Genomic DNA, 25,856 nt, shown 5'->3' on the forward strand with positions numbered 1-25,856 from the left:
CCAACCACAACGAGCCAGCCACAAGATCCTTTCCCCGCCCTGCACTGGCGCCGAAGGCGCCCCCTCCGCTCGATACGGCCGCTCCGCGCCCTACTCGATCAGCATGGACTGCCTGCTGGTCGAGTAGCCGCGCAGCGGCGTATCGAGACCCCGCCCCCTCAGCTCACCGAGTCGCTCGGCTCCTCCATGTACCACTCCGTGAAGGAGCACGCCCGCCCGTCCTCCGCGAAGCGGATCACCCACAGATTCAGGTACGTGCGGTCCGACGGGTAGATGGTCCGCGCCTCCACCACCGCCGTGGTCTCCGTCAGCGCGACGAGCCCCCACGCGAACGTCGGGTCGTCCGGCTCGCTCTCCGCGACCCACCACTCCACGATCGCCTCCCGCGGCGTGATCGCCTCCGCGTACGGCGACGTGAAGTACTCCGCGCCCTCGGTGAAGAGCGCCGCGACATCCGCGGGGTCGTCCGTCGCCCAGGCCTTCTCGTAGCCGGCGATCCAGCTCTCGATCTCGATCATGCGCCCATCCTCGTCCCGCGCCTGGCAGCCCGGTAGAGCGATCGGGAAGGTTTCCGAGCATCGGTCGGTTCGGCTCAGAGGCCCGGCGATGCAAAGCTGAGCAATACGACCCGCCCTGCAGGACGCCGGACCACCGGCGCCCCGCTCCTGCACGCCGCCGACACGAAGGACCGCAGTGCCCGACTCCGACAGACGCTCGCTCACCCGCTCGCCCAGCCCCCGCCTGATCACCGCCGTCCTCGCCTTCGCGGGGATGAGCGCCTCGTTCATGCAGACGCTGGTCGTCCCGATCCAGTCGGAGCTGCCCACCCTGCTCGGCGCCGATCGGAGCGAGACCGCATGGGTGATCACCGCGACCCTGCTCAGCGCGTGCATCCTCACCCCGGTCTCCGGGCGTCTCGGCGACCTCTACGGCAAGCGCCGGATGGCCCTCGCCGCGCTCGTCGTCCTCGTGCTCGGCTCGATCGTCTGCGCCTTCGCGGACGACGTCTGGACGCTCGTTGTCGGCCGCGCCCTCCAGGGTGCGGTGATGGGCGTCATCCCCCTCGGCATCTCGATCCTCCGCGACACCCTGCACCGCGACCGCCTGCCCGGCGCGATCGCCCTCGTCAGCGCCACGCTCGGCATCGGCGGCGCGCTCGGCCTGCCGCTCAGCGCCCTGGTCGCCGAGAACCTCGACTGGCACGTGCTGTTCTGGATGTCCGCCGGACTCGGCGTCCTCGACATCGTCCTCGTGCTCCTCGTCATCCCCGTCTCGACCCTGCGCTCGCCCGGCCGCTTCGACGTCGTCGGCACGATCGGCCTCGCCATCGGACTCAGCGGCATCCTGATCGCCGTCTCCCGCGGCAACGACGCGGGCTGGACGAGCCCCGGCATCCTCGGCTCCGGCCTCGGCGGCGTCGCGGTCCTGCTGATCTGGGGCTGGTACGAGCTGCGCCAGGAGAGCCCGCTCGTCGACCTCCGGGTCGCCGCCCGCCCCGCGGTGCTGTTCACCAACCTCGCCTCGGTGGCCGTCGGCTTCGCCTTCTTCGGCGCGCAGATCACCCTGCCGCAGCGCCTCGAGCTGCCGGCCGCGTCCGGAGTCGGCTTCGGCCTCAGCCTCATCGTGGCGAGCCTGGTCCTGGCGCCCTCGGGCCTGGCGATGATGGCGACCTCGCCGCTCGCCGCCCGGCTCTCGGCGCAGTCCGGACCGCGTCTGGTGCTGGTCTCGGGAGCGGCGCTGATCGCGGTGTCGTACCTGCTGATCCTCCCGTTCGGCGCAGAGGTCTGGCAGATCCTCGTGATCAACGCGCTGATCGGCGTCGGCCTCGGCCTCGCCTACGCCGCGATGCCGACCCTGATCATGCACGCGGTGCCGGCCTCCGAGACCGCGGCGGCGAACGGCCTGAACTCGCTGATGCGCACCCTCGGCACTACGCTCTCGTCCGCGGTGACCGCGGCCGTGCTGGCGCAGCTGACCGTCTCGGTCGGCGCCGTCGACCTGCCGAGCTCGGAGGCGTTCGAGACGACGTTCGTCATCGGCGCGATCGGCGCGGTGGTCGCCGTGGTGCTCGGGCTGCTGATCCCGAAGGTGTCCCGCCCGGAGGTGCGTCCGGCGCTGCCCTGACCGGTGCTTCCGGCCGGTGTGCTCACCCGAGCGCCGCGCAGCCCGCCGTGCTCACTCCTCGTCGAGGAGCAGCCGCTCGATCTGCAGCTCGCGCAGGCGCACGGTCGCCAGCTGGTTCTCTCGCGCGGCGATCGCGAGCCGGCAGAGCAGCACGGCGAGCACGAGCATGATCACGACGACCGCGATGGCCGCGACGATGTAGAGGATGCCGAAGACGTTCAGAGCGGAGAACATCCTCCGACGCTAGCCAGCGGGGGTTGCGCGGATCGTCCCCCGCAGGACGGAGCCGGGACTCCTCGGAACCCCGATGGCGCTTCACATCCGGGCCCGAGGTGCCCGCGCGTAGGGTGACTCCCCGTGGAACCCCGATCTCCCGACCGCGCGGCGCCCGCCGTCCCCCCGCTCAGCGACGAGGTCGCGCAGGCGCTCGACGCCGGCACGGTCGCCGAGATCCGCGCCCTCCGCGACGACTTCGCGCGGTTCATGCTGCAGTACAAGTTCGGCATGGACGAGATCGTCACGAAGGTGACGATCCTGCAGGAGGAGTTCCGCGAGATGCGGGAGTACAACCCGATCGAGCACGTGTCGAGCCGGCTGAAGTCGGCCGACAGCCTGATCGAGAAGATCGAGCGCAAGGGCTGCGACACCTCCTTCGAGGGCATCGCCGCCGCCGTCACCGACATCGCGGGCGTCCGGATCACCTGCAGCTTCGTCTCGGACGTCTACCGCGTCTTCGACATGCTCACCTCGCAGGCCGACGTCCGCGTCCTCGAGGTGAAGGACTACATCGCCACTCCGAAGGAGAACGGCTACAAGAGCCTGCACGCGATCGTCGAGGTGCCGGTGTTCCTCTCGGGAGGCTCGGTCGACGTCTGCGTCGAAGTCCAGTTCCGCACCATCGCGATGGATTTCTGGGCGAGCCTCGAGCACAAGATCTACTACAAGTACGACCGCCAGGTCCCGCAGCAGCTGCTCGACGGCCTGTCCGACGCCGCGCGCACCGCCGCCGCCCTCGATGCCGACATGGAGCGCCTGCACCGCCAGGTCCGCGGCGAGCTCCCTCTCGACCCGGTCCTCCGCATCCTCGACGTCTGACCCGCTGCACCGTTCAAGCAGCCCGCTCCGACGCCATGCTGATCGAGTAGCCCGCGCAGCGGGCGTATCGAGATCCACCGTCGCCGGGGCTACCCCAGCGCCGTCACCAGCACCAGCAGCAGCACTGCGGAACCGTTCAGCGTCGCGTGCGACACGATCGCCGCGCCGAGCCGCCCGGTCACCGTCGAGATCCAGCCGTGCGCGAGCCCGGCGATCACCGTCGTCGTCCCCAGCGTGACCACCGTCGCGGGGTTCACCATCTGGTGCCCGTGCAGCAGGGCGAAGACCAGCGTCGACGCGATCACGCTGAACAACGCCGCCCAGACGCGCCGTCCGCGGGTCGGCGGTGCCGCATCGCCCTTCGTCCGCAGCATCCGGTTGCGGACCGCCCGCATGACGACCCCGCGGCAGAGGATCTCCTCGACGATCGGAGCGACCAGCACCGGGATCATCACGGAGCTCAGCACGAACCACAGCGGATCGGGGTCGAGCTCGAGGTTGCTCTCCGCCTCGCCCAGCAGCGGCGAGAACACGATCAGCACGGCGACGATCGCGAGCCGCACGCCGATCCCCAGCCCGATGCCGATCGGCACGTCGATCCAGCGGAACCGCAGCCCGTAGTCGGCCGCGAGCGACCCCAGCCCGCGCAGCTTCGATGCGGCGAACGGGATGACGAGCGCGACCAGGTAGCTGGCGAACGACCCCGCGAACACGAGCCCGGGGGAGTAGGGCAGCACCCCGAAGCCGAACAGCACGATCAGCAGCGCGAGCGGCAGCACGATCCCGGCGATCGTGAGCGCCGCCGTCGGCAGTCCCCAGCGCACCCGCGGATCCGGCAGATAGAGGAGAGAGGAGTACGGAGCGTCGACCGACGGCTGCGGCTCGGGCGGCGGTGCCCAGGCGAAGACGGGCCCACCCTGCGCCGGCGCGGCGGCGACGGCAGGCTGCTCGGGGGCGACGGTCGACGGATCGGGCGGCGGAAAGGCGGCGGGATTCATGGCCCGCCCAGGCTACGCAGCCCAGCTGAGCGCCCGGAGCGCACCTCGGGCTCGCAGAACCACGTCCGGCACGCCGGTTCGCGCCGTTCTCGCGAGCCGAGGCCGATTCGACGAGCCGAGGATTCCGTAGGGGCGGGGATGCGCGAGAGCATCGGTGCCGCACGAGGACGAACCTCTCGGCCCCTCGGAAATGTTCGATTCTTTCGTTTCTCCCGAGTATCATCGACGCCATGAGCACGTCCACCGATCGACCGCGCGGTGCCCGCAAGGCCCAGACGTACCTCCCCGAGGCCGCCGCCCGGGACGAAATCCTCGACTTCGCCGCGCTGATGCGAGAGCTCGAGATCTTCCTCGCGCAGAACTCGTCGAAGGCGGCGCTCGTCGACCCCCAGGGCAGGGCCCGCCCCATCCCCGATGAGATCTTCCGCATCCTCGATCAGGTGACGAACTCCCTCGCCGCGGGCGAGGGCATCACGGTCGTCCCGCAGGGGACGACGATGACGACGCAGCAGGCCGCGGACTTCCTCGGGATCAGTCGCCCGACGCTGGTCCGCCTGCTGGAAGCGGGCGACATCGCTCATGACAAGCCCGGTCGTCACCGTCGGGTCCGGTTGGAGGACCTGGTCGCCTACCAGGCGGACTTCCGCGCCGAACGCCGCGCCGCGCTGCGCGAGCTGCGGCAGGCGAGTCTGAGCGCGAAGGTCCAGGTGGGCGATCCTGCCGCGGTGAAGCGGCGTGCGGAGCTCGACGCTGAGTGAGATTCCCGGCCTTCTTCGACAACAACGTCCTCTACGGCGCTCTGCTCAACGACGTCGTCCTCGAACTCGCTGATCGCGGGCTCTACCGGCCGCTGTGGTCGAAGGACGTCCTGTTCGAGCTCGCGAAGAACCTGGTGAAGAACGGGGAGGATCCGCTTCTCGTCGAGAAGCGCGTCGGGACGATGGAGCGCTACTTCGCCGACGCCATGGTCTCCGGCTACGACGACCTGGTACCGACGATGGCGAACGACGAGAAGGATCGGCACGTCCTCGCGGCCGCCGTCCGTGGCGGTGCAGAGGTGCTGGTGACGTTCAACACGAAGGACTTCCCGCCGGCGTCCGTCGAGCCGTTCGACCTCGAGATCGTCCATCCCGACGCCTTCCTGCTGGACCAGCTCGACCTCTACCGCGCGCCGACGCTCCGCGCTCTTGTCGAACTCGTCGAGGGGTACGACTCTCCGGCGATGACCGTCGACGACTTCCTGCTCGCGCTCACCCGCGCCGGGGTGCCGGACTTCGTGGATGCCGTTCGGTCGAAGCTCTACTGACCCGTCCCGGAGGGGACCGAGGCAGGAGCGTCACGCGCCGGCGGCCGGACGGTGGCTCACGCGGCGATCGGGCCGACCAGTTAACGGAAGAAACCCCCGCCATGTAGAAGCTAGGCGAGGGTTTCCGTGGCTCCGACGGGCGTCGATCCCGTGACCTCACGATTTTCAGTCGTGCGCTCTACCAACTGAGCTACAGAGCCGTTGCAGCCGAGGATGCCCGAGGACATCGATGCCGCGAGGAGACGAACGAGTCGTCTCCTGGAAAAGGCCCTTCCTCTCGGAAGGGCCTCTCTGCGACCCTGACGGGACTTGAACCCGCGACCTCCGCCGTGACAGGGCGGCACGCTAACCAGCTGCGCTACAGGGCCTCGTTGCGAAGACAAGCATACTGCCTTCGAGGCTGTTCGATTTTCACATCCCGTCCGTCTCCGGCCGTTCTGCGGTGGTGCACTTCTCTTGCGGTGGTAGTCCTCATCCGTGACCCCAACGGGATTCGAACCCGTGCTGCCGCCGTGAAAGGGCGGTGTCCTAGGCCACTAAACGATGGGGCCGGAAGCTCGCCGGGGCGACCCTGCGGCCGACCCACCATGACTACCGACACGCAAGCATAGGGACAGCCGGCCGGATATGCAAAATCGGCCCTGGAGGGGCGCCGATCGCGGGTCGGCCGCCGCACGTCGATGCGCGCCTGTGCCCCGGACGGGCGACGCCGATCCCTAGGCGTACGGGGAGGGCTTGACTAGTGTGGGTCGGAATCGCCACTTCCTCGCGACGGAGCCGCACCGCCGCCGGGGGAGTAGTCCGTCTCCAGCACCGAGGTCCCATGATCCACTCTTCGCGCCGAAACCGCCCCGCACGCCGCTCCGGCGCGCCGCGGATCGGCCGTCTCCGCGGCACCGCCCTCGTCTCGGCCGCGGTGGCCCTGGTCGCGGGCCTGCTGGTCGCCACTCCCGCGCAGGCGGTCGAGTACCCCAGCTGGGCCGACGTCGAGGCGGCGAAGGGCAACACCCAGGCGGCGGCCGCGCAGGTGGACAGCATCCTCTCGCTGATCGACGGCCTGCAGAGCGAGGTCGCGGCGGCGCAGCAGGTCGCCGAGCAGCGCGGCGAGGAGTACTTCGCGGCGCAGCAGGACTTCGACGACGCCTCCGATCGGGCGAGCGAGCTCGAGGCCAAGGCCACCGCCAGTGCCGATCAGGCCGACGCCGCGACGCAGCAGGCGGGCCTCCTGGCCGCTCAGCTCTACCGCACCACCGGCACCGACCTCTCGGTCAACATCTTCCTCGACGGCGAGGGCGGCAAGGCCGACGACCTCCTCGGCCGCATCGGCAACATGACCAAGCTCGTCGAGCGCTCCAACGCCATCTACGAGCAGGCCAGCACCACCAAGAACACCGCCGAGTCGCTCGGCGACCAGGCGAAGGTCGCGCAGGCCGAGCGGGAGAAGCTCCGCGTCGCCGCCGAGTCGAAGCTCGCCGAGGCCACGGCCGCGCAGGCCGCCTCGGAGGCCGCGCTCACCGAGCAGCAGAACCAGAGCATCGTGCTCGAGCAGCAGCTGGCCGCCCTCCGCGACACGGAGTCGACGACCGTCGCCGACTACGAGGCCGGCGTCGCCGCCCGCGAGGCCGAGCGCCAGCGCATCCTCGCCGAGCAGGAGGCCGCCCGTCAGGCGCAGGCCGAGCTCGCCCGCCAGCGGGCCGCAGCAGCCCGAGAGGCCGCGGCGGCGGCAGCAGCAGCGGCTCCCTCCCGCGGATCCGGCGGCGGCGGTGGCTACAGCGCCCCGGTCGCCCCGTCTCCGGGTGGCGGCTCGACCGCGGTCAGCGACTCCGGCTGGGTGCTCCCCGCCTCGGGCCGCATCACCGGCACCTTCGGCCCCCGCGGCAGCCTCTCCACCGGCGGCGGCTCGACCAGCTCGTACCACCGCGGCACCGACATCGCCGGCGGCTGCGGCATCCCGATCTTCGCCGCCCACAGCGGAACGGTGACCTACGCCGGCTGGTTCGGCACCTACGGCAACTGGATCGAGATCAGCAACGGCGACGGCATCAGCACCGGCTACGCGCACATCATGCCTGGCGGCATCTACGTCAGCGTCGGCCAGCGGGTCGAGGCGGGCCAGCAGATCGCCGCCGTCGGCACCACCGGCGCCTCGACCGGCTGCCACCTGCACTACGAGACCCGCGTCAACGGCACCGCCGTCGACGCTCAGCCCTTCATGGCCGCACGAGGAGTCACACTTGGTTGACGCGCAGAAGACCGCCCGCAGCTTCACCCCCGCCCCGCGTGAGCGGGCCTGGAAGGGCCGTCTTCCGCTGGCGGTCTCGGCCGCCTTCGCGGTGACGGCCGTCACGGCGTCGCTCGGCATCGTGCCGGCTCAGGCCGACGACCCGTCGTACCCCTCGTGGGACGACGTCCAGAACGCGAAGACCGACGAGGCCAGCAAGCAGGCCGAGATCGACTCGATCACCGCGCTGATCGGCGGGCTGCAGACCTCGGTCGACGACGCCTCGCTCGTCGCGATGAAGAAGGCGGAGGCCTGGCGCCAGGCCCAGGAGGCGCTCGACGCCGCGGCCGCCGCCGTCACCGAGCTCGAGGACCGCGCGAACGCGGCGGCGTCGACGGCGCACACGTCGCAGATGCGGGCCGGCCTCCTCGCCGCGCACCTCTCCCGCTCCGCCGGCGGCGACCTCTCGATGAGCCTCGTCGCGAAGGGCCAGGACGCGGGCGACCTGCTCTACCAGCTCGGCGCCATGTCGCAGCTCTCCGAGCAGTCGCAGCGCGTCTACGCCGACGCCCTCGCCGACAAGCAGACCGCGGAGTCGCTCGCCGAGCAGGCCGACGTCGCCGTCGTGGAGCACCAGAAGCTGTCCGACGCCGCGGACGAGGCCCGCACGGGCGCCGACGCCGCCGCAGCCTCCGCCCGGAGCGCCCTCGCGGCGCAGGAGGCGAAGTCGGAGGAGCTCATCGCGCAGCTCGCCCTGCTCAAGGACTCCACCGTCGAGATCGAGACCGCGTTCCTCGCCGGCGAGCAGGAGCGCAAGGCCGCCGCGGCCGCTGCCGCAGCCGCCGCGAAGGCCGAGGCCGACGCTGCGGCCGCCCAGCCCGCCGCGAGCGCTCCCGTCGCGGCTCAGCCGTCGTCCGACTCCTCGTCGTCCGGCTCCTCGTCCTCCGGCTCCCGCCCGGCCGCGCCGGCCGCGAACCAGCCCTCGGCGCCGGTCGTGCAGCAGCCGGTCGCCCCCCAGCCCGAGGCGCCGCAGCAGCAGCCGGCACCGCAGCAGCCCGCTGCGCCGGCGGCCCCCGCGCAGCAGCCCGCCGTCCAGCTCCCGCAGCCGGCCGCACCGCAGCCCGCGCCGGTCCCGGTGGCGAACCCGGAGCCGCAGGTCGACCAGGTGGAGACCGCGATCTCCTACGCGATGGCGCAGCTCGGCGAGCGCTACGTGCTCGGCGGCATGGGTCCGGACGTCTGGGACTGCTCGGGTCTCACCAAGCAGTCGTACGCGAGCGCCGGCGAGTACATCGGCACGCACTCCGCGACGAACCAGTACAACACCATGGCGAACGAGGGCAAGCTCGTCCCCTACAGCCAGCGTCAGCGCGGCGACCTGCTCTTCTGGTCGGACTCGCCCGGTGACTACTACCACGTCGCCATCTACCTCGGCGACGGCCAGATGATCGAGGCGCCGAACCCCAACTCGCCGGTGCGCGTGCACTCCATCTGGGGCACTCCGACCGGCATGGTCGGCCGCCCGACGGCGTAGCGCCGCCCGCGCGGCTCCGCCCGGGCAGCACCGCCCGAAGACACGAGAACCCGCCCCCTCGAGGCGCCGGCAGCAGCCGGTCGACTCGACGGGGCGGGTTCCGTCGTGAGAAGACCCGTGAGGGTCAGTGGCCCTCTTCGGCCAGCTTCTTGATGCCGTCCTGGACGATCTGCTCGGCCTCGGCCGCGTCGCCCCAGGCCTCGACCTTGACCCACTTGTTGGGCTCGAGGTCCTTGTAGCGCTCGAAGAAGTGCTTGATCTCGTTCTTGGTCTGCTCCGGGACGTCCGTGATGTCCTGGATGTGCTGCCAGCGCGGGTCCTTCGCGGGGACCACGATCACCTTGGCGTCGGAGCCGGCCTCGTCGCTCATGTTGAGCACGCCGACCGGGCGGACGGAGACGCCCACGCCCGGGAAGACGGGGTACTCGAGCAGCACCAGCGCGTCGACGGGGTCGCCGTCGAGGCCGAGGGTGTTCTCGAAGTAGCCGTAGTCCGTCGGGTAGACGAAGGAGGTGAAGAGCACGCGGTCGAGGTAGACGCGACCGGTCTCGTGATCGACCTCGTACTTGTTGCGGCTGCCCTTGGGGATCTCTACGACGACGTCGTATGCGGCCATGTTCGCTCCTTGAGTCGGTGGCGCCGCGGGCGGCGCATCGGCGGGTCGGACCGGCCGGGGGAGTGCGCGCGGACACGCGCGCTCGCAGGCCGGATCGCTGGCCTAACGTTACTTGATGTGCCCGATCGCCCCCGCCTGACTCCCGCCGTCGCCGACATCCGGCGCGCGGTGCGCGCGAGCCTCGACGAGCTCGAATCCGGAGCCCTGGTGCTCGTCGCGCTGAGCGGCGGAGCCGACTCGCTGGCCCTCGCCGCCGCGGTCGCCTTCGAGGCCGAGCGCGGCGGCCGGCGGGCCGGCGCCGTGGTCGTCGACCACGGTCTCCAGGACGGATCGGCGGAGGTCGCGCGACGCGCATCGGAGCAGGCGCACACCCTCGGCCTCGCCCCCGTGCTGCGCGAGGTCGTGTCGGTGCTGCCGGACGGAGACGGCCCGGAGGCGGCGGCGCGCACGGCGCGGTACCGCGCTTTCGACGACGCGGTCGAGGCGACGGGCGCCGCGGCGGTCCTCCTCGCCCACACGCTCGACGACCAGGCCGAGACGGTGCTGCTCGGGCTGGCCCGGGGCGCGGGCGCCGCGAGTCTGCACGGCATGGCGGCGGTGAGCGGGGTGCTGCGGCGCCCTCTGCTCGGCATCCGGCGCTCGAGCACCGTGGCCGCCTGCGCGGACGCCGGGCTGGAGCCCTGGAGTGATCCGCACAACGACGATCCGCGCTACACCCGCGTCCGCGTCCGCCGCTCGGTGCTGCCGGTGCTCGAGGACGAGCTCGGCCCGGGAGTCGCCGAGGCGCTCGCCCGCACGGCCGACCAGCTCCGCGAGGACGGCGACGCGCTCGACGCGATGGCGCTCGACTGGGCGCTCGAGCTCGTCGGCCAGAACGACGACGGCCACGTAACGGTCGACGCGCGCGGCCTCGCCGCCGACCCGCCGGCGCTGCGCCAGCGGATCATCCGCCTCGTCGTGCAGAACGAGTTCGGCGTCGCCCTCTCCCGCGCCCAGACCCTCGCCGTCGCCGCCCTCGTCACCGACTGGCACGGCCAGAAGGGCGTCGACCTCCCCGGAGTCCGCGCCACCCGGGTCTCCGCAACTCTCGTCTTCGCCCCCGTGTGATCTCCCCGCCGCGAGATGCCACTTGTGCACGCGACACGCCGTGGAAGGCGTGCACAAGTGGCATCTCGCGGAGGGGAGCAGGGCGTCCCCGCCCGTAGAGTGGCCGGGTGGAAGCAGCCGACATCGCCGACGACATCACCGAGGTCCTCTTCACCGAGGCCGAGATCCACGAGCGGATCCGCGACCTGGCCCGCGCCATCGAGCGCGACTACGCCGGCGAGAACCTGCTCATCGTGGGGGTGCTCCGCGGTGCCGTGATGGTGATGGCGGACCTCGCCCGCGAGCTCAAGCTCGACATCGTGATGGACTGGATGGCCGTCTCCTCCTACGGCAGCAGCACGAAGTCCTCCGGCGTGGTGCGGATCCTCAAGGACCTCGACACCGACATCACCGACCGCAAGGTGCTGATCGTCGAGGACATCATCGACTCCGGCCTCACGCTCTCCTGGCTGCAGGGCAACCTGCGCAGCCGCGGCGCGGAGTCCGTCGAGATCTGCGCGCTCTTCCGCAAGCCCCGCGCCGCCAAGGTCGAGGTCGACGTCGCGTACGTGGGCTTCGACATCCCGAACGACTTCGTCATCGGCTACGGCCTCGACTACGCCGAGCGCTACCGCAACCTCCGCGATGTCGCGATCCTCGCTCCCCACGTCTACGCCTGACCGGGCCGGGGCCGACGCCCGCGCGGACGCGGCGCAGTCGAGCCTCGAGCGGCTGTTCGCCGTGCCGGTGCTCGGCTACCACGTGAGCTATCCGACGTCGCTGCGCGCGGATCTCGAGTTCGACTACTGGTGGCTCGCGCACGCGATCGACGCCGCCGTCGACGCGTTCGAGCGCACCGGGGACACCGGGCACCTCGAGCGCGCTTCGCGGATCCACAGCGCCGTCCGGCTCCGCAACGGCGGCCGGCTGGTCAACGGCTACTTCGACGACATGATGTGGCTCGGCGGCGCGCTCGCCCGTCTGGGCGAGGCGACGGGGGAGGGGCGCTGGCTCGACCGCGCGGACCGGCTCTGGCGCTTCGCGGTCGCACGAGGCTGGAACCTCCGGCACGGCGCGAGCCTGGCCTGGCGTCGCCGCCAGCTCGACTACAAGAACGCACCGGCGAACGGGCCGTTCGCGATCCTCGGCGCGCGGCTGGAGCGGCTCCGCCCCGACGGCCGCGAGGAGCTGGCCCGCGCCGCCTTCGACTGGCTGCACGTGCGCCTGCGCGACGACGACACCGGCTTCGTCGCCGACGGCATCGGCCGCGAGGGCGGCTCGGCCCGCGACGACTGGGCGTTCAGCTACAACCACGGCGTCTACATCGGCGCGGCGCTGGCGCTGCACCGGCTGCGCCCGGATGCACGGCTGCTCGCGCACGCCTCCCGCACCGCCGACGACCTGCTCACGCGCCTCGCACCCGACGGCGTCTTCGTCGACCAGGGCGCGGGCGACGGCGCGCTCTTCGGCGGGATCGCCTACCGGCACCTGGTCGACCTCGCGACGGCGGACGGGGTCGACGCCGCGTCCGCCACGCGGATCCGCCGCTTCGTCACCGGCAGCGTCGACGCCCTCTGGCGCTCGAGCGAGCGCGGCGGGATCCTGCTCGCCGGGCCGCGCTGGGACGCCCCGCCGACCCTGCCCGCGACGCTCTCGGCCGAGATCGGCGCGGTCCTCGCGACGGAGGCGGCGGCGACCCTCGAGCGGCGCACGGTGCGGGACGCGGCGCCCGGCACAGCAGACTGAGAGCGTGAGAGCCCCTTCCGCGAGATCCACGGCCGCGCGACCCGTGGTCGCCGTCGTCATCAATCCGAGCAAGTTCGACGACGTCGGCGCCGCGCAGGACGTGGTCGCCACGGTCGCCCGCCGCGCCGGCTGGCGCGAGCCGCTCTGGTTCGAGACCAGCGTCGACGACTCCGGAGCCGGAGCCGCGCGGGCCGCGCTGGAGTCGGGCGCCGACCTCGTCTGCGCGATGGGCGGCGACGGCACCGTGCGCGCTGTCGCCTCGGTGCTGCGCGGCACGTCCGTCCCCTACGGACTGCTGCCCAGCGGCACCGGCAACCTTCTCGCCCGCAACCTCGGGATCCCGCTCGGTGCGCTCGCCGACGCGGTCGAGATCGCGCTGCTCGGGCAGGACCGGGCGATCGACGTCGGAACGGCGACCTTCGACGACGGCGAGGAGCGCGTCTTCATGGTGATGGGCGGCGTGGGCCTGGACGCGGAGATCATGGACAAGACCGACGACGAGCTGAAGAAGCGGGTCGGCTGGGGCGCCTACGTGGCGGCAGGCGCCGAGGTGATGTTCAAGGCCGGCTTCGAGGTGACGCTGACGATCGACGGCAAGCCGGAGCCGCCGACCCGCACCCTGATGGTGCTGGCCTGCAACTGCAGCTCGGTCGTGGCGAACATCGAGCTCGCCGCCGGCGCGGTCCTCGACGACGGCGACCTCGAGCTGGTGCTGCTGCGCCGCCGCTTCGGCCTCGCTCTCGACGTCGCGACCGGCAACCGCAACGGCCTCGCGTCCCTGCACCAGTGGCCGGGGCGCGAGTTCTCCTTCTCGCTCGACCAGCCCGTGCTCGCCGAGCTCGACGGCGACCCGATCGGCCGCACCACGAGCGGCCGCTTCAGCGTCGACCCCGGCGCGCTGCTCGTCCGCCTGCCCGTGCCGACCCCGAAGAGCCCGGGCCTCACCCCGCACGACACCCTCGTGATCGACACCACCGAGATCGCGACGATCCTCGCCGCCGAGCCCGACGGAGCGGCACCGACCACCTGACGCTCCGAGCGCCACCATGCTGGTCGAGTAGCGCCGCAGGGGCGTATCGAGACCCGCCGTCATCAGCAGGGAGGTCTGCAGACTCGACGTCCGGTGACGGTGGATCTCGAGACGCCCGCTGCGCGGGCTACTCGATCAGCATGCAACGAGAGTGCTGCTGTCTCCCCCTCATGCTGGTCGAGTAGCCCCGGAGGGGCGTATCGAGACCCGGCGTCGTCAGCAGGAAGGTCTGCAGACTCGACGTCCGGTGACGGTGGATCTCGATACGCCCGCTGCGCGGGCTACTCGATCAGCATGAAGGGGTGCTCCGCGATCGGCATGTAGGCGGCGCGAACTGCTCGCTCCACCGCAATGCTTCCTCCCGCTCCTTTACGGTTGTAATGTAGATTACGAACGTAAAGGAGGCACCATGACCGACCCCCGCCTCGCCCGCTCACGCGAGCAGCTGATCGCCGCGATCACGGTCGCGCTCGATCACCCCGGCGACGAGCAGCCGTCGATCACCGACCTCTGCTCCGCCGCCCGCGTCAGCCGGCCGACCTTCTACCAGCACTTCGGCGACGTGCCCTCGCTGGTCGAGGCCGCCGCGCTCGAGCGCATGCACGCGCTGTTCGCCGCCGTCGTGCCGCCCTCGCCGCAGGACGACTGGGAGACCGCGGTGCCCCGCGTCGTCCGCGGCCTGCTCTCGGGACTCCTCGAGCACGCCGACTTCTACCGCCGCGCGCTGAGCGGAGGCGCCGCCCGCTCCGTCCAGGAGTCGGTCGTCGCCTTCCTCGCCCAGCGGCTGCTCGCCTTCTCGCCGCTGGCCGCGCAGGAGGCGGGCGACCGCGCCCGGGTCGAGCGCTTCGCCGTCTTCCTCGCCGCCGGGACCGTCTGGCTCGTCGTCGGCTGGCTGCTCGACGGCGACGACCGCCGCCCGGTCGCCTCCGCCTCGGCCGAGATCGCCGAGCTCCTCGTCACCGGAGTCGCATCGCCGCGGCTCACCGCCCCCGCCCCCGACTCCTCGAAGTAGAAGGACCATGCCCGCCTCCGCCGCCCGCCGCTCACCCCGGCTCCTCCACCGTCTGCGCTCCGTCTCCCCGCGCCTCGTCGTCGTCTTCTCCGCGATCGCGCTCATCCCGCTGATCTACGCGGGCCTGCTGACCTCGGCGAACCTCGACCCGACCCACCACCTCGACACCGTCCCCGCGGCGATCGTGAACGAGGACACCGGCGCGACCGCCGCCGACGGCTCGGCCCTCGCGCTCGGCGACGCGCTGACCGACGAGCTGACGACGAGCACCTCCGCCTCGAACTTCGACTGGACGCGGACCGACGCCGACGAGGCCGCGAGCGAGCTCGCCTCCGGCGCCGTCTACGCAGTGCTGACCGTGCCGGCCGGCTTCTCGGCCGACGTCGCCTCCGTCGGCGGGGACGACCCGTCGGCCGCGACCGAGGCTCGGCTGTCGATCGCGACGAACGACGGCGCCAACCTGATCGTCGGCAACATCGCCGCGACGATCGGCAGCACGGTGACCCAGACCCTCGAGAAGCAGGTCGGCGAGGAGTACCTGAAGAACGTCTACGTCGGCTTCACGGACGTGCACGACAGCCTGGAGCAGGCCGCCGACGGCGCGACGCAGCTCGCCGACGGCGCGGCCACCGCGTCGAGCGGCTCGGACGAGCTCGTGGTCGGTCTCGAGCAGCTGCAGGACGGCACCGCGCAGCTCGCCACCGGTGCGGACTCGCTCCGCGCCGGGGCCGGCTCTGCCGCGGACGGAGCGGCGACCCTCTCCTCCGGGCTTCAGCAGCTCGCCGACGGGACGGCCGCGCTGCCGTCGTCCGCCGCCGCGCTGAACACCGGAGCGCAGTCGGTCGCCACGGGTGCGCAGTCGCTCGACGGTGGAGCCGTGGACCTGGCGACCGGAGCGGCGACCCTCGCCGACGGCACCGCCGCCCTGTCCTCCGGAGCGGCGACGGCCGCGACCGGCGCGCAGTCCCTCGCCGAGGGCGCCTCCTCCGTCTCCGACGGCGCGACGGCGGCGCTCGCCGGTGCCGGGACGCTGCGCGACGGCTCGGCGGCGCTGGCCGCGAGCACTCCCGCCCTGGCCACCGGAGCGGCGACGGTCGACACCGGCCTCCGGTCGCTGATCGCCGGCTACGGCACCCTCACCGACACCGAGCGCCTCGCCCTCCTCACGCAGCTCGAGTCGGGAGCTGCCGGAGTCTCGGCCGGAGCGACCGCCGCGGACCAGGGCGCGCAGACCCTCGCCGCCGGGTCCTCGGCGCTCGTCGGCGACTCCTCGGGCGGGCTGACCGCACTCGCCGCGGGCGCCGCCTCCGTGTCCTCCGGAGCCGCCGACCTCACCACCGGCGTGCAGTCGCTCGCCGCCGGAGCCGCGTCCGCCGACTCCGGCGCGCAGTCGCTCAGCACCGGGGCGCAGTCCCTCGCGACCGGCGCCGCCTCCCTCGACTCCGGAGCGGCGCAGGTCGCCGCCGGCACCGGCACCCTCGCCGGCAGCGTCGGCCCGCTGACGACCGGCCTCGACTCCGCCGCGAGCGGGGCCGGAGCGCTCGCCTCGGGCACCGCCTCCCTCGCCTCCGGTTCCGACGCCCTCGCCACCGGTGCCGACTCCGCCGCGCAGGGCAGCGCGGACGCCGCGACCGGCGCCGGCAGCCTCGCCTCGGGCATCGCCTCCCTCGCCACCGGCTCCGAGACCCTGTCCGGGAAGCTGGCCGACGGCGCCGCCGACGTCCCCTCCTACACGTCGGACCAGGCGGACGCGCTCAGCGCCGTCGCCGCGGCCCCCGTCGCGCTCGACACCGAGCGCCTGAACCGCGTGCCCGAGTACGGTTCCGGACTCGCGCCCTACTTCATGGCCCTCGCGCTCTGGGTCGGCGCCCTCGCCTTCTACCTGATGAGTGCGCCGCTGAGCGAGCGCCTGCTCGCCGCCCGCCGGCCCGCCTGGGTGGTCGCGCTGCGCAGCTACCTCCCCGGCGCGCTGATGGCGGTGGCGCAGGGCGTGCTCGCCGCGCTGGTGATCCGCTTCGGCGTCGGCGTCGACATGGCGCAGCTCCCGGCGCTGATGGGGATCGCGGTCCTCACCAGCCTGACCTTCGTCGCGATCAACCAGGCGCTGATCGCCCTGCTCGACGCGCCCGGCCGCTTCCTCGCGCTGCTGCTGATCGTGCTCCAGCTCTCCTCGGCGGGCGGCACCTATCCGATCGAGACGGCGCCCGCCTTCTTCCAGGCCGTGCACGGGGTGCTGCCGCTGACCTACACGGTCGAGGCGTTCCGCTCCCTGATCGCCGGCGGCAGCATCGGCGTCGCGAACGCCGTGCTGGTGCTCTCGCTCTGGCTGCTCGGCGCCCTCGCCGTCACCGTGCTGGCCGCCGCCCGCCGCCGCCGCGGCCTGACGCCGGCGCTGCGCGACCCGGAGCCCCTCCTCGAGACGGCGTGACCGGAGCGGCCCAGCATGCTGGTCGACGGCGTGACCGGAGGACGCCTGCGGCGGTGGCGCCCAGCATGCTGGTCGAGTAGCCGCGCAGCGGCGTATCGAGACCCGCCGTCATCAGCACGACGGGTCTGCAGACTCGTCTTCTGACGCTGGTGGATCTCGATACGCCCGCTGCGCGGGCTACTCGATCAGCATGAACCCCGCTGGGCGGGCTACTCGATCAGCATGGGGCGGACCCGCTGGGCGGGCTACTCGATCAGCGTGGAGGCAGCGTGCCGGAGTCGGTCCCGCGCGCCGAACAGCCGCCGCCCCGCGCCCAGCCCGCGCCTCCTCCGCCCAGGGCGAACGCGTGGCGCGCGCTCAGAGAGCGGGAGGTAGCCTGACACTCACATTTCCTCGTCAGAAAGGTGCCGGGCCTGCGCCCGCAACATTCATGAACGTCAAGCGCATCTTCCGGGGTCCCATTCTCTACGTCGTCCTCGCGATCGTGGCGGTCTGGATCGGCTCCTCGCTGATCACGATGTCGGGCTTCCGGCAGATCAGCACGCAGGAGGGGCTCCAGCTCCTCTCCGACGGCAAGGTCGACTCCGCGAAGATCGTCGACGGCGAGCAGCGCGTCGACCTGACCCTCGCGCAGGACGACGGCGACAACGGCAAGCAGGTGCAGTTCTACTACGTGGCACCGCGCGGCGCCGAGGTCGTGGACGCGGTCACCACCGCTGCTCCGTCCGACGGCTACGACGACGAGGTCCCGCAGACCAACTGGTTCCTCTCCGCTCTCGGCTTCCTCCTCCCGATCCTCCTGATCGGCGCGTTCTTCTGGCTGATGCTCTCGGGCATGCAGGGCGGCGGCAACCGCGTCATGCAGTTCGGCAAGTCGAAGGCGAAGCTGGTCTCGAAGGAGTCGCCCAAGGTCACGTTCGGCGACGTCGCCGGCGCCGACGAGGCGATCGAGGAGCTGCACGAGATCAAGGAGTTCCTCAAGGAGCCCGCCAAGTTCCAGGCCGTCGGCGCGCGGATCCCGAAGGGCGTCCTGCTCTACGGCCCTCCCGGCACCGGCAAGACCCTGCTGGCCCGCGCCGTCGCGGGTGAGGCGGGCGTCCCCTTCTACTCGATCTCCGGCTCCGACTTCGTCGAGATGTTCGTCGGCGTCGGCGCGAGCCGCGTGCGCGACCTGTTCCAGCAGGCCAAGGAGAACTCGCCGGCCATCATCTTCGTCGACGAGATCGACGCCGTCGGCCGCCACCGCGGCGCCGGCATGGGTGGCGGGCACGACGAGCGCGAGCAGACCCTCAACCAGCTGCTGGTCGAGATGGACGGCTTCGACGTCAAGACCAACGTCATCCTGATCGCGGCGACCAACCGCCCCGACATCCTCGACCCCGCGCTGCTGCGCCCGGGCCGCTTCGACCGCCAGATCGGCGTCGACGCCCCCGACATGCTCGGCCGCAAGAAGATCCTCGAGGTGCACGGCCGCGGCAAGCCGCTGGCCGGCGGAGTCGACCTCGAGGTCGTCGCCCGCAAGACCCCGGGCTTCACCGGCGCCGACCTCGCGAACGTCCTCAACGAGGCCGCGCTGCTCACCGCCCGCTCCAACGCGCAGCTGATCGACAACCGCGCGCTCGACGAGGCGATCGACCGCGTCATCGCCGGTCCGCAGCGCCGCACGCGCGTCATGCGCGACAAGGAGAAGCTGATCACGGCGTACCACGAGGGCGGCCACGCCCTCGCCGCCGCGGCGATGCGCCACACCGACCCCGTCACGAAGGTCACGATCCTCCCGCGCGGCCGAGCCCTCGGCTACACGATGGTCCTGCCGCTCGAGGACAAGTACTCGACCACCCGCAACGAGCTGCTCGACCAGCTCGCCTACGCGATGGGCGGCCGTGTCGCGGAGGAGATCGTCTTCCACGACCCGACCACCGGCGCCTCGAACGACATCGAGAAGGCGACCTCGATCGCCCGCAAGATGGTCACCGAGTTCGGCATGTCCTCGAACGTGGGCGCGGTGAAGCTCGGCTCCTCCTCGGGCGAGATGTTCCTCGGCCGCGACATGGGCCACCAGCGCGACTACTCCGAGCAGGTCGCCGAGCGCGTCGACCTCGAGACCCGGCAGCTGATCGAGCAGGCGCACGACGAGGCCTGGCAGGTCATCAACGCCAACCGCGACATCCTCGACCGCCTCGCCGCCGACCTCCTCGAGAAGGAGACCCTCGACCACGACCAGCTGGCCGAGATCTTCAAGGACGTCCGCAAGATCGACGAGCGCCCGCAGTGGCTCTCGAGCGACAAGCGCCCGCTCTCCGACCTCCCGCCGATCGCCATGCCGCCCGCCAAGGCGCCGATCGACGCCGGCGCCACCGACGGCGCGGTCGTCTCGGAGAGCTCCGAGCCCGCTGCCCCGCAGCGGCCGCCGCTGATCAACCCGCGCCCGACGACGGCGTAGCAGCACCGTGCCGGTCGACAGGGCGCGCATCGAGGCCGCCGTCGCCGAGCTCCTCGCGGCCATCGGGGAGGACCCGGGCCGCGAGGGGCTCTCGACAACCCCGCAGCGCTTCGCCGACTCCTACGAGGAGTTCTTCGGCGAGTTCGACCTCGACCCGGCCTCGCACCTCGCCGAGACCTTCGCGGTCGTCGAGGAGGGGGAGCAGCCGCCGGCGACCCAGACGGTCGTCGTCCGCGACCTGGCCTTCCGCTCCGTCTGCGAGCACCACCTGCTGCCCTTCGCCGGCGTCGCGCACATCGCCTACCGCGCGGGTGAGCGGGTCGTCGGCCTCGGCAAGCTCCCGCGGGTCGTCGAGACCGTCGCGTCCAGGCCGCAGTTGCAGGAGCGGCTCACCGAGCAGATCGCGGACGTCCTCGACGCCGGCCTCTCGCCCGAGGGCGTCCTGGTCGTCGTCGACGCCGAGCACGGCTGCGTCCGGCTGCGCGGCGCGCGCCAGAGGGCCAGCTCGACCGTCACCGTCGCCGCCCGCGGCACCCTCGCCGACCCCGCCGCGCGCGCCGAGATCATCGCGCTGATCGGCGCCGCCCGGGAGGCCTGACGTGGGCCTCGCCGTCACCGATCTCGCACCCGGCCATCGCGCCGCGCTCCTCGGGATCCTCAACGTCACCCCCGACTCCTTCAGCGACGGCGGTCGCTGGCTGTCCGTCGACGACGCGGTCGAGCACGGACTCGGGATGACCCGCCCCATCGGCGACGGCCCCGCGTCCTTCGGCGCCGACCTCGTCGACGTCGGCGGGGAGTCGACCCGGCCCGGCGCCGCGCGCGTCGACGCCGCTGCTGAGCAGGGGCGGGTGCTGCCCGTCGTCCGCGCGCTCGCGGCCGAGGGTGTCCGGGTCAGCATCGACACCATGAGCGCCGCGACGGCGGAGGCCGCCCTGGACGCGGGCGCGGTCGTCGTCAACGACGTCTCCGGCGGGCTCGCCGACCCGGCGATGCTGCCGCTCGTCGCGGAGCGAGGCGCGGTCTACATCGCCATGCACTGGCGCGGTCACAGCGCCGGGATGACGGAGCTCGCCTCCTACGCCGACGTGGTCGCCGAGGTGCGCTCCGAGCTGGAGCGCCGCGTGGACGCCGCTCGCGCGGCGGGCATCCGCGACGAGCACCTGATCCTCGACCCCGGACTCGGCTTCGCGAAGGACGGCGGCCACGACTGGGCGCTGCTCGCGCACCTCGATGCGATCGTCTCGCTGGGCCTGCCCGTGCTGGTCGGCCACTCCCGCAAGCGCTTCCTCGCGCCCTTCGCGCCGGCCGGCTCGACCGCGGCGGAGCGCGACGACGTGACGGCGCTGCTGAGCCTCGCCGCCGTCGACCGCGGCGCCTGGGGCGTCCGGGTGCACGACGTCCGCTCGAGCGCCCGCGCCCTCGCGCTCGGCGCCCGCCTCCAGGAGGAGCTCCCGTGACCGACCCCGCCCGCTCCGCCGCCACTCCGCCGACGCTCGACGCCGCCGCGCTCGCGCTGCGCGACTCGATCACCCTGACGGGCCTGCGGGTGCGCGCGCACCACGGCGTCTTCGACTTCGAGCGCGAGAACGGCCAGGACTTCGTCATCGACGCCACGGTCTGGCTCGACCTCGCTCCGGCGGCGAGCGGCGACGCGCTGGCCGAGACGGTGCACTACGGGGAGCTGGCGATCGCCCTCGCCGACGCCGTCACCCGCGACCCGGTCGACCTGATCGAGACCGTCGCGGAGCGCCTGGCCGCGGTCGCGCTGAGCTTCGCCGCCGCCGAGGTGGTGCGGATCACCGTGCACAAGCCCGACGCGCCCATCCCACTGCCGTTCGACGACGTCGCGGTGCAGATCACCCGGGTCCGCCCGTGAGGCCGCGGCAGCAGCGGCTGCTGCCCGAGCGCCGCGTCGTCCTCGCCCTCGGCAGCAACCTGGGCGACCGGCTCGCGCACCTCGAGGCCGCCGTGCGTGCGCTCGCGACGACGCCCGGGCTCCGCCTCGACGCGGTCTCGAAGGTGGTCGAGTCGCCGGCCTGGAAGCTCGACGGCGTCGACGAGGACGCGCCCGCCTACTTCAACGCGGTCGTGATCGGCTCGACGACCCTCGAGCCCGACGACCTGCTCGCCGCCACCGCCGCGATCGAGCGCGCCGGCGGGCGGATCCGCGGCGACGGCGAGGAGCGCTGGGGCGACCGCACGCTCGACATCGACCTGATCGCGGTCGGCGGGGTCGTCCGCGACGACGCGTACCTCACACTCCCGCACCCCCGCGCCGGTGAGCGCGCCTTCGTGCTCGAGCCGTGGCTCGACGTGGAGCCGCACGCCATCCTGCCGGGGCGCGGCCCGATCGCCGAGCTGCGCGCCCGCGCGACGGACCGGGTGACGGACCGGTCCGAGGCGATAGCGTGGCGGCGCCCGCGAACCTCCGAGACCGCCCCCGCCCCCGGCCGCACCGACCCCGAGAGCAGCACTCCGTGAAGCGCACCCGCATCAGCTCCCTGCTCGGCCTGGCCCTCGTCGGCGCCGTCGCCGGCTTCCTGATCGACCTGGCCATCGCCTCCGCGGGGCGCCCGGTGCTGATCCCGCCGCTCACCGTCCCGCTGACGCTCGTGGTGGTCGCGGCGCTCGTGATCGGCTTCGCGATCCCGATCCACCGGGCGACCAAGGGGACGCTCCGCCGCCCCCTCGACCCGTTCCGCGCGATGCGCGTCGTCGTGCTGGCCAAGGCGTCGAGTCTCGTCGGCGCCCTGCTCCTCGGGGCCTCCGGCGGGGTGCTCGTCTACCTGCTGAGCCGGCCCGTGGTGCCTTCGCTAGGCTCCGTGTGGCAGGACGTGGCCGCCATCGTCGGCGCGATCGTCCTGCTGGTGGCCGGTCTGGTCGCCGAGCACCTGTGCACCATCCCGCCGACCGACGACGACGACCCCGCTGTCGGCGAGGTGAACCACGCCTGACGCCGACGCCCGCTCGGACGCAGGCAGGGAGGACGTCATCATGGCCGACGACCAGGAGGCGACCCCCGCGGCCGTTCCGGAGCCGCTGAGCCGGCGTGAGGCGCGGAGCCGCGAGGCGGCGCTCGAGCAGGAGCGCGAGTCGGTCCGGCCCGTGCGGGACGCGGTTCAGCCGGAGCCTGACGCGAGTCAGCCGGGGCGTGACGCGGTCCACCCGGAGGGCGTCGGGCTCGACTCCGCCGGTCCCGAGCGCGCGACCGGTGGCCGCCTCGACCTCGCCGGTCCGTGGCGGCGCGTCTCGCCGAAGTACGTGGCCGTCGAGGTCGTCTCGGCCGTCGTCTCCAGCGTGGTGCTCCTCGCCGTGCCGTCCTTCCTGCTGCTGATCGGCGTCGACTGGGCCTGGATCCTCGTCCTCGCGGCGGCGATCCTCGCCGTCACCCTCCTGATCGTGGCGCCTCGACGCGCTCGCGCGTACGGCTACCGGCTGCGCGAGGACGACCTGCTCTTCCGCCGCGGCATCATGTTCCAGCGCTTCGTCTCGGTGCCCTACGGCCGCATGCAGCTGATCGACGTCAACCGCGGGCCGCTCGCCCGCGCCCTCGGCCTGGCCGACCTGCGCTTCGTGACCGCCGCCGCGGCGACCGGTGTCAGCATCCCCGGGCTCGTCGACGGCGACGCGGAGGAGCTGCGCGATCGGCTCGTCGAACTGGCGGAGTCGCGCCGGGCCGGCCTGTGAACGAGGCTCCTGCGGCCGTCCGCGGCATCGAGACCGACCTCGCCGACGGCGAGTGGCACCGCCTGCACCCCGCGACGCCCGTGCTCAAGGGCGGGATCGGCCTGCTGGTGGTCCTCGGCATCCTGATCACGAACCTCCGCGAGCGCCTGCTCGAGCTCTTCCTCCCCGGCCCGGGCGATTACGAGAGCGGCGACCCGGTCGACGCCCTGATCGATCGCGGGCTGATCGGCTGGGCGCTGCTCGCCGTGGCGGCCGGTCTCGCGGTCGCCGTGTTCGCCTTCTGGCTGTCCTGGCGGATGCACACCTTCCGCATCACGGACGAGATCGTCGAGGTGCGCTCGGGAGTGCTGTTCCGCACCAACCGGCGAGCGCGGCTCGACCGCATCCAGGGCATCGCCGTGCAGCGCCCGCTGTTCGCCCGGCTCTTCGGCGCGGCCAAGCTCGAGGTCAGCGTCGCCGGGCAGGACGCGAACGTGCAGCTCTCCTACCTCGGCTCGCGGCTGGTCGACGCGCTGCGGCGTGACATCCTGCGGCTGGCGTCGGGGGTGCGCGAGCGGGAGGCGGTCGCGGGGGAGGCGCCGGCCGGCGGCTTCCTGGCGCGCCGGCTGGAGGAGTTCGCCGAGCCGGAGGAGCAGGCGCCGCCCGAGTCGGTCGTCTCCATCCCGCCCGGGCGGCTGCTCGGCTCCCTGGTGTTCAGCGTCTTCACCGTCTTCCTGGTGGTGGCGATCGTGGCCGTCGTCCTCACCTCGGTCTACGGCTCGCCCTACGTGCTGATCGCGATCCTGCCCGGCCTGATCGGCTCCGGCAGCTACTACATCCGCCAGTTCGTCCGCTCGCTGCGCTACTCGATCGCCGCGACGCCGGACGGCGTGCGCGTCGGCTACGGCGTGCTCTCGACCAGCAGCGACACCCTGCCGCCCGGCCGGATCCACGCGGTGGAGATCACCCAGCCGCTGCTCTGGCGGCCGTTCGGCTGGTGGCAGGTGAAGATCGACCGGGCCGGCCACGCGGCGTCCCGCGGGGCGAACGGCGAGCCGAACACCACGATCCTCCCGGTCGGCGACCTCGCCGCCGTCGAGCGGGTGCTCTCGCTGCTGCTTCCCGGCGACGACGAGGGCGCCGAGGCGACCCCGGTCGGCGACGCGCTGCGCCGCCGGGACGCCCCCGGCTTCACCAGCGCGCCGCGCTCGGCGATGCTGCTGCGGCCGTTCTCCTGGCGGCGCACCGGCTTCCGGCTGGCGGAGGACGTCGTGGTCCTGCGCAGCGGAGCCGTCTGGCGCCGCGTCACGGTCGTCCCGCTCGCCCGGATGCAGAGCGTCGGCGTGCAGCAGGGGCCGCTGCAGCGGATGCTCGGGCTGGCCTCGGCGCGCGTGCACACGGTCGCCGGCCCGGTCACGCCGCTGGTGCCGGTGATGAGCGTCGCCGACGGAGTCGCCTTCTTCGAGAGCGTGGGTCGAGCCGGGACCGCTGCGGCCGAGCGCGACGCCAGCCACCACTGGGGGCGGCGCGCCGCCGCCAATCCGACGCCCCGCGACGCGTGGGCCGCACCCGAGGGGGACCCGTATGCCTGACGCCCGCCGCGACGGACGCCTCGGCGTCGGGATCATCGGGGCCGGACCCGTCGGCCCGGTGCTCGGTGCCGCGCTCGCCAACGCCGGGCACGCCGTGGTCGGCGTCGCCACGACGAGCGACGCCGGCCGCGAGCGCGTCGACGCCCTGCTGCCCGGCGCTCCGGTGCTCGCGATCCCCGATCTCGTCGAGCGGAGCGAGCTGGTGATCATCGCCGTCCCCGGCGCCGAGATCGCGGCGCTCGTCGCCGGTCTCGCCGCCACCGGGGCCTGGCAGCCCGGGCAGCTCGTGCTGCACACCGCGGCGGAGCACGGCTTCGGCGTGCTGGCGCCCGCCCTGGCCTCGGGCGTCATCCCGCTCGCCGTGCACCCGGCGATGACGTTCACCGGGACCAGCCTCGACCTGGCGCGCCTGGCGGAGACGTACTTCGCCGTGACCGCGCCCGGCCCGGTGCTGCCGATCGCGCAGGCCCTCGTCGTCGAGATGGGCGGCGAGCCGGTCACCGTCGCGGAGGCGGACCGCCCCGCCTACGCCGAGGCCGTCTCCACCGCGACCACGTTCTCCACCGCCATCGTCGAGCAGGCCGCCGGCCTCCTCGCCGGCATCGGCGTCGACAAGCCCGGCTTCTTCCTCTCCAGCCTCGTCCGCTCCTCCGTCGACGACGCCCTCCGCCGCGCGGCCGGCTGACGCCGCCCTCCGTGCCGGCGGGCGGCTGACGCCGCCCCGCCGGCCGAGGAGCGCCGCAGGCGCGCCCCATCCGCGCGGCCGGCTGACGCCGCCCCGCCGACGGAGGAGCGCCGGAGGCGCGCCCCATGCTGGTCGAGTAGCGCCGGAGGCGCGTATCGAGACCCGCCGTCATCAGCAGTGCGGGTCTGCAGACTCGTGTTCTGACGGTGGTGGATCTCGATACGCCCGCTGCGCGGGCTACTCGATCAGCATGAAAGGCGCCCGCTGCGCG

25 protein-coding genes and 3 tRNA genes are annotated in these 25,856 nt (G+C 72.9%); 21 read left to right on the plus strand and 7 right to left on the minus strand.

The features are described 5' to 3' along the window. Positions 1-158 precede the first annotated feature (158 nt). On the minus strand, positions 159-518 hold the full coding sequence (locus tag MT351_RS02510) for a nuclear transport factor 2 family protein (RefSeq protein WP_132438037.1): 360 nt from the start codon (positions 516-518) through the stop codon (positions 159-161). A 175-nt stretch (positions 519-693) separates the two neighbouring features. Between MT351_RS02510 and MT351_RS02515 the strand changes: the two genes are divergently transcribed. Then, on the plus strand, positions 694-2,124 hold the full coding sequence (locus MT351_RS02515) for an MFS transporter (RefSeq protein WP_243581140.1): 1,431 nt from the start codon (positions 694-696) through the stop codon (positions 2,122-2,124). Positions 2,125-2,175: 51 nt separating this feature from the next. On the opposite strand, the gene MT351_RS02520 is transcribed toward MT351_RS02515, so the two are convergent. Continuing rightward, positions 2,176-2,358 (minus strand): hypothetical protein, encoded by a 183-nt coding sequence (locus tag MT351_RS02520; RefSeq protein WP_132438036.1) that lies wholly within the window; start codon positions 2,356-2,358, stop codon positions 2,176-2,178. A 249-nt stretch (positions 2,359-2,607) separates the two neighbouring features. On the opposite strand from MT351_RS02520, the gene MT351_RS02525 reads away from it, so the two are divergent. Beyond that, entirely contained in the window at positions 2,608-3,219 is a 612-nt protein-coding gene (locus MT351_RS02525; protein ID WP_123732880.1) for a GTP pyrophosphokinase family protein, read from the plus strand. A gap of 89 nt (positions 3,220-3,308) precedes the next feature. Here MT351_RS02525 and MT351_RS02530 read toward each other — a convergent pair whose 3' ends face one another. Further along, the gene (locus MT351_RS02530) at positions 3,309-4,217 is read right to left on the minus strand and encodes a CPBP family intramembrane glutamic endopeptidase (RefSeq protein ID WP_132438035.1); all 909 of its coding nucleotides are present in this window, start codon (positions 4,215-4,217) and stop codon (positions 3,309-3,311) included. A gap of 230 nt (positions 4,218-4,447) precedes the next feature. On the opposite strand from MT351_RS02530, the gene MT351_RS02535 reads away from it, so the two are divergent. Beyond that, positions 4,448-4,975 carry a helix-turn-helix domain-containing protein gene (locus MT351_RS02535; RefSeq protein WP_123705537.1) on the plus strand — a complete coding sequence of 176 codons (528 nt, stop codon included), beginning with the start codon at positions 4,448-4,450 and terminating at the stop codon, positions 4,973-4,975. Beyond that, positions 4,972-5,523, plus strand: a complete 552-nt coding sequence (locus tag MT351_RS02540; RefSeq protein ID WP_243581141.1) for a putative toxin-antitoxin system toxin component, PIN family — start codon at positions 4,972-4,974, stop codon at positions 5,521-5,523. Before MT351_RS02535 ends, MT351_RS02540 begins: the two co-directional genes overlap by 4 nt. 127 nt (positions 5,524-5,650) lie before the next feature. On the opposite strand, the gene MT351_RS02545 is transcribed toward MT351_RS02540, so the two are convergent. From MT351_RS02545 to MT351_RS02555, 3 genes are all read right to left on the minus strand, one after another. Next, positions 5,651-5,723: transfer RNA gene (locus tag MT351_RS02545), tRNA-Phe, on the minus strand. 94 nt (positions 5,724-5,817) lie between these two features. After that, positions 5,818-5,891, minus strand: a tRNA-Asp gene (locus MT351_RS02550). A 110-nt stretch (positions 5,892-6,001) separates the two neighbouring features. After that, positions 6,002-6,074 (minus strand) — tRNA-Glu (locus MT351_RS02555). Between the two features lie 272 nt (positions 6,075-6,346). On the opposite strand from MT351_RS02555, the gene MT351_RS02560 reads away from it, so the two are divergent. Next, complete coding sequence (locus MT351_RS02560; RefSeq protein ID WP_243581142.1) at positions 6,347-7,765, plus strand: M23 family metallopeptidase; 1,419 nt, start codon at positions 6,347-6,349, stop codon at positions 7,763-7,765. Further along, on the plus strand, positions 7,758-9,278 hold the full coding sequence (locus MT351_RS02565) for an NlpC/P60 family protein (RefSeq protein WP_243581143.1): 1,521 nt from the start codon (positions 7,758-7,760) through the stop codon (positions 9,276-9,278). The genes MT351_RS02560 and MT351_RS02565 overlap by 8 nt, the downstream gene beginning before the upstream one ends. Before the next feature lie 124 nt (positions 9,279-9,402). Here the strand turns inward: MT351_RS02565 and ppa are convergent, their stop codons facing one another. After that, positions 9,403-9,894: an inorganic diphosphatase gene (gene ppa, locus MT351_RS02570; RefSeq protein WP_243581144.1), complete on the minus strand. Its 492-nt coding sequence runs from the start codon at positions 9,892-9,894 to the stop codon at positions 9,403-9,405. A 117-nt stretch (positions 9,895-10,011) separates the two neighbouring features. Here ppa and tilS point away from each other — a divergent pair, with 117 nt between their 5' ends. From tilS to MT351_RS02645, 15 genes are all read left to right on the plus strand, one after another. After that, complete coding sequence (gene tilS / locus MT351_RS02575) at positions 10,012-11,001, plus strand: tRNA lysidine(34) synthetase TilS (protein WP_243581145.1); 990 nt, start codon at positions 10,012-10,014, stop codon at positions 10,999-11,001. Between the two features lie 107 nt (positions 11,002-11,108). Beyond that, positions 11,109-11,660 (plus strand): hypoxanthine phosphoribosyltransferase, encoded by a 552-nt coding sequence (gene hpt, locus MT351_RS02580; protein WP_123446809.1) that lies wholly within the window; start codon positions 11,109-11,111, stop codon positions 11,658-11,660. After that, positions 11,626-12,726: a glycoside hydrolase family 76 protein gene (locus tag MT351_RS02585; protein ID WP_243581146.1), complete on the plus strand. Its 1,101-nt coding sequence runs from the start codon at positions 11,626-11,628 to the stop codon at positions 12,724-12,726. The genes hpt and MT351_RS02585 overlap by 35 nt, the downstream gene beginning before the upstream one ends. 4 nt (positions 12,727-12,730) lie before the next feature. Continuing rightward, on the plus strand, positions 12,731-13,756 hold the full coding sequence (locus tag MT351_RS02590; RefSeq protein ID WP_165909185.1) for a diacylglycerol kinase family protein: 1,026 nt from the start codon (positions 12,731-12,733) through the stop codon (positions 13,754-13,756). A gap of 409 nt (positions 13,757-14,165) precedes the next feature. Continuing rightward, positions 14,166-14,768: a TetR/AcrR family transcriptional regulator gene (locus MT351_RS02595; protein WP_243581147.1), complete on the plus strand. Its 603-nt coding sequence runs from the start codon at positions 14,166-14,168 to the stop codon at positions 14,766-14,768. Between the two features lie 7 nt (positions 14,769-14,775). After that, complete coding sequence (locus tag MT351_RS02600; protein ID WP_243581148.1) at positions 14,776-17,196, plus strand: YhgE/Pip domain-containing protein; 2,421 nt, start codon at positions 14,776-14,778, stop codon at positions 17,194-17,196. A gap of 430 nt (positions 17,197-17,626) precedes the next feature. Further along, positions 17,627-19,639 carry an ATP-dependent zinc metalloprotease FtsH gene (gene ftsH / locus MT351_RS02605; protein ID WP_123705529.1) on the plus strand — a complete coding sequence of 671 codons (2,013 nt, stop codon included), beginning with the start codon at positions 17,627-17,629 and terminating at the stop codon, positions 19,637-19,639. Positions 19,640-19,646: 7 nt separating this feature from the next. Beyond that, the gene (gene folE, locus MT351_RS02610; protein ID WP_123446802.1) at positions 19,647-20,237 is read left to right on the plus strand and encodes a GTP cyclohydrolase I; all 591 of its coding nucleotides are present in this window, start codon (positions 19,647-19,649) and stop codon (positions 20,235-20,237) included. A gap of 1 nt (position 20,238) precedes the next feature. Beyond that, entirely contained in the window at positions 20,239-21,099 is an 861-nt protein-coding gene (folP, locus tag MT351_RS02615) for a dihydropteroate synthase (RefSeq protein WP_132438027.1), read from the plus strand. Continuing rightward, positions 21,096-21,518: a dihydroneopterin aldolase gene (folB, locus tag MT351_RS02620; RefSeq protein ID WP_243581149.1), complete on the plus strand. Its 423-nt coding sequence runs from the start codon at positions 21,096-21,098 to the stop codon at positions 21,516-21,518. Before folP ends, folB begins: the two co-directional genes overlap by 4 nt. Then, positions 21,515-22,123 carry a 2-amino-4-hydroxy-6-hydroxymethyldihydropteridine diphosphokinase gene (gene folK / locus MT351_RS02625; RefSeq protein WP_243581150.1) on the plus strand — a complete coding sequence of 203 codons (609 nt, stop codon included), beginning with the start codon at positions 21,515-21,517 and terminating at the stop codon, positions 22,121-22,123. The genes folB and folK overlap by 4 nt, the downstream gene beginning before the upstream one ends. Continuing rightward, complete coding sequence (locus MT351_RS02630) at positions 22,120-22,596, plus strand: DUF3180 domain-containing protein (protein WP_132438025.1); 477 nt, start codon at positions 22,120-22,122, stop codon at positions 22,594-22,596. Before folK ends, MT351_RS02630 begins: the two co-directional genes overlap by 4 nt. Positions 22,597-22,903: 307 nt before the next feature. Then, positions 22,904-23,329, plus strand: coding sequence for a PH domain-containing protein (locus MT351_RS20400; RefSeq protein ID WP_374204740.1), 426 nt, complete (start codon positions 22,904-22,906; stop codon positions 23,327-23,329). Then, positions 23,326-24,900 (plus strand): PH domain-containing protein, encoded by a 1,575-nt coding sequence (locus MT351_RS02640; protein ID WP_243581152.1) that lies wholly within the window; start codon positions 23,326-23,328, stop codon positions 24,898-24,900. Before MT351_RS20400 ends, MT351_RS02640 begins: the two co-directional genes overlap by 4 nt. Next, positions 24,893-25,585: a Rossmann-like and DUF2520 domain-containing protein gene (locus MT351_RS02645; RefSeq protein WP_123705524.1), complete on the plus strand. Its 693-nt coding sequence runs from the start codon at positions 24,893-24,895 to the stop codon at positions 25,583-25,585. The genes MT351_RS02640 and MT351_RS02645 overlap by 8 nt, the downstream gene beginning before the upstream one ends. The last annotated feature ends 271 nt before the right edge of the window (positions 25,586-25,856 follow it).

It is taken from the genome of Rathayibacter sp. VKM Ac-2926, assembly GCF_022815565.1.
In the GTDB taxonomy this organism is placed as follows: Bacteria; Actinomycetota; Actinomycetes; order Actinomycetales; family Microbacteriaceae; genus Rathayibacter; species Rathayibacter festucae.

Bases quoted from the DNA above. Each gene is read 5' to 3' on its own strand.
- MT351_RS02585 (WP_243581146.1), top strand. From the start codon at position 11,626: ATGTCGCGATCCTCGCTCCCCACGTCTACGCCTGACCGGGCCGGGGCC.
- MT351_RS02530 (WP_132438035.1), bottom strand. From the start codon at position 4,217: ATGAATCCCGCCGCCTTTCCGCCGCCCGATCCGTCGACCGTCGCCCCC.
- MT351_RS02600 (WP_243581148.1), top strand. From the start codon at position 14,776: ATGCCCGCCTCCGCCGCCCGCCGCTCACCCCGGCTCCTCCACCGTCTG.
- MT351_RS02645 (WP_123705524.1), top strand. From the start codon at position 24,893: ATGCCTGACGCCCGCCGCGACGGACGCCTCGGCGTCGGGATCATCGGG.
- MT351_RS02560 (WP_243581142.1), top strand. From the start codon at position 6,347: ATGATCCACTCTTCGCGCCGAAACCGCCCCGCACGCCGCTCCGGCGCG.
- MT351_RS02535 (WP_123705537.1), top strand. From the start codon at position 4,448: ATGAGCACGTCCACCGATCGACCGCGCGGTGCCCGCAAGGCCCAGACG.
- MT351_RS02510 (WP_132438037.1), bottom strand. From the start codon at position 518: ATGATCGAGATCGAGAGCTGGATCGCCGGCTACGAGAAGGCCTGGGCG.
- ppa (WP_243581144.1), bottom strand. From the start codon at position 9,894: ATGGCCGCATACGACGTCGTCGTAGAGATCCCCAAGGGCAGCCGCAAC.
- MT351_RS02520 (WP_132438036.1), bottom strand. From the start codon at position 2,358: ATGTTCTCCGCTCTGAACGTCTTCGGCATCCTCTACATCGTCGCGGCC.
- MT351_RS02595 (WP_243581147.1), top strand. From the start codon at position 14,166: ATGACCGACCCCCGCCTCGCCCGCTCACGCGAGCAGCTGATCGCCGCG.
- ftsH (WP_123705529.1), top strand. From the start codon at position 17,627: ATGAACGTCAAGCGCATCTTCCGGGGTCCCATTCTCTACGTCGTCCTC.
- MT351_RS02525 (WP_123732880.1), top strand. From the start codon at position 2,608: ATGCTGCAGTACAAGTTCGGCATGGACGAGATCGTCACGAAGGTGACG.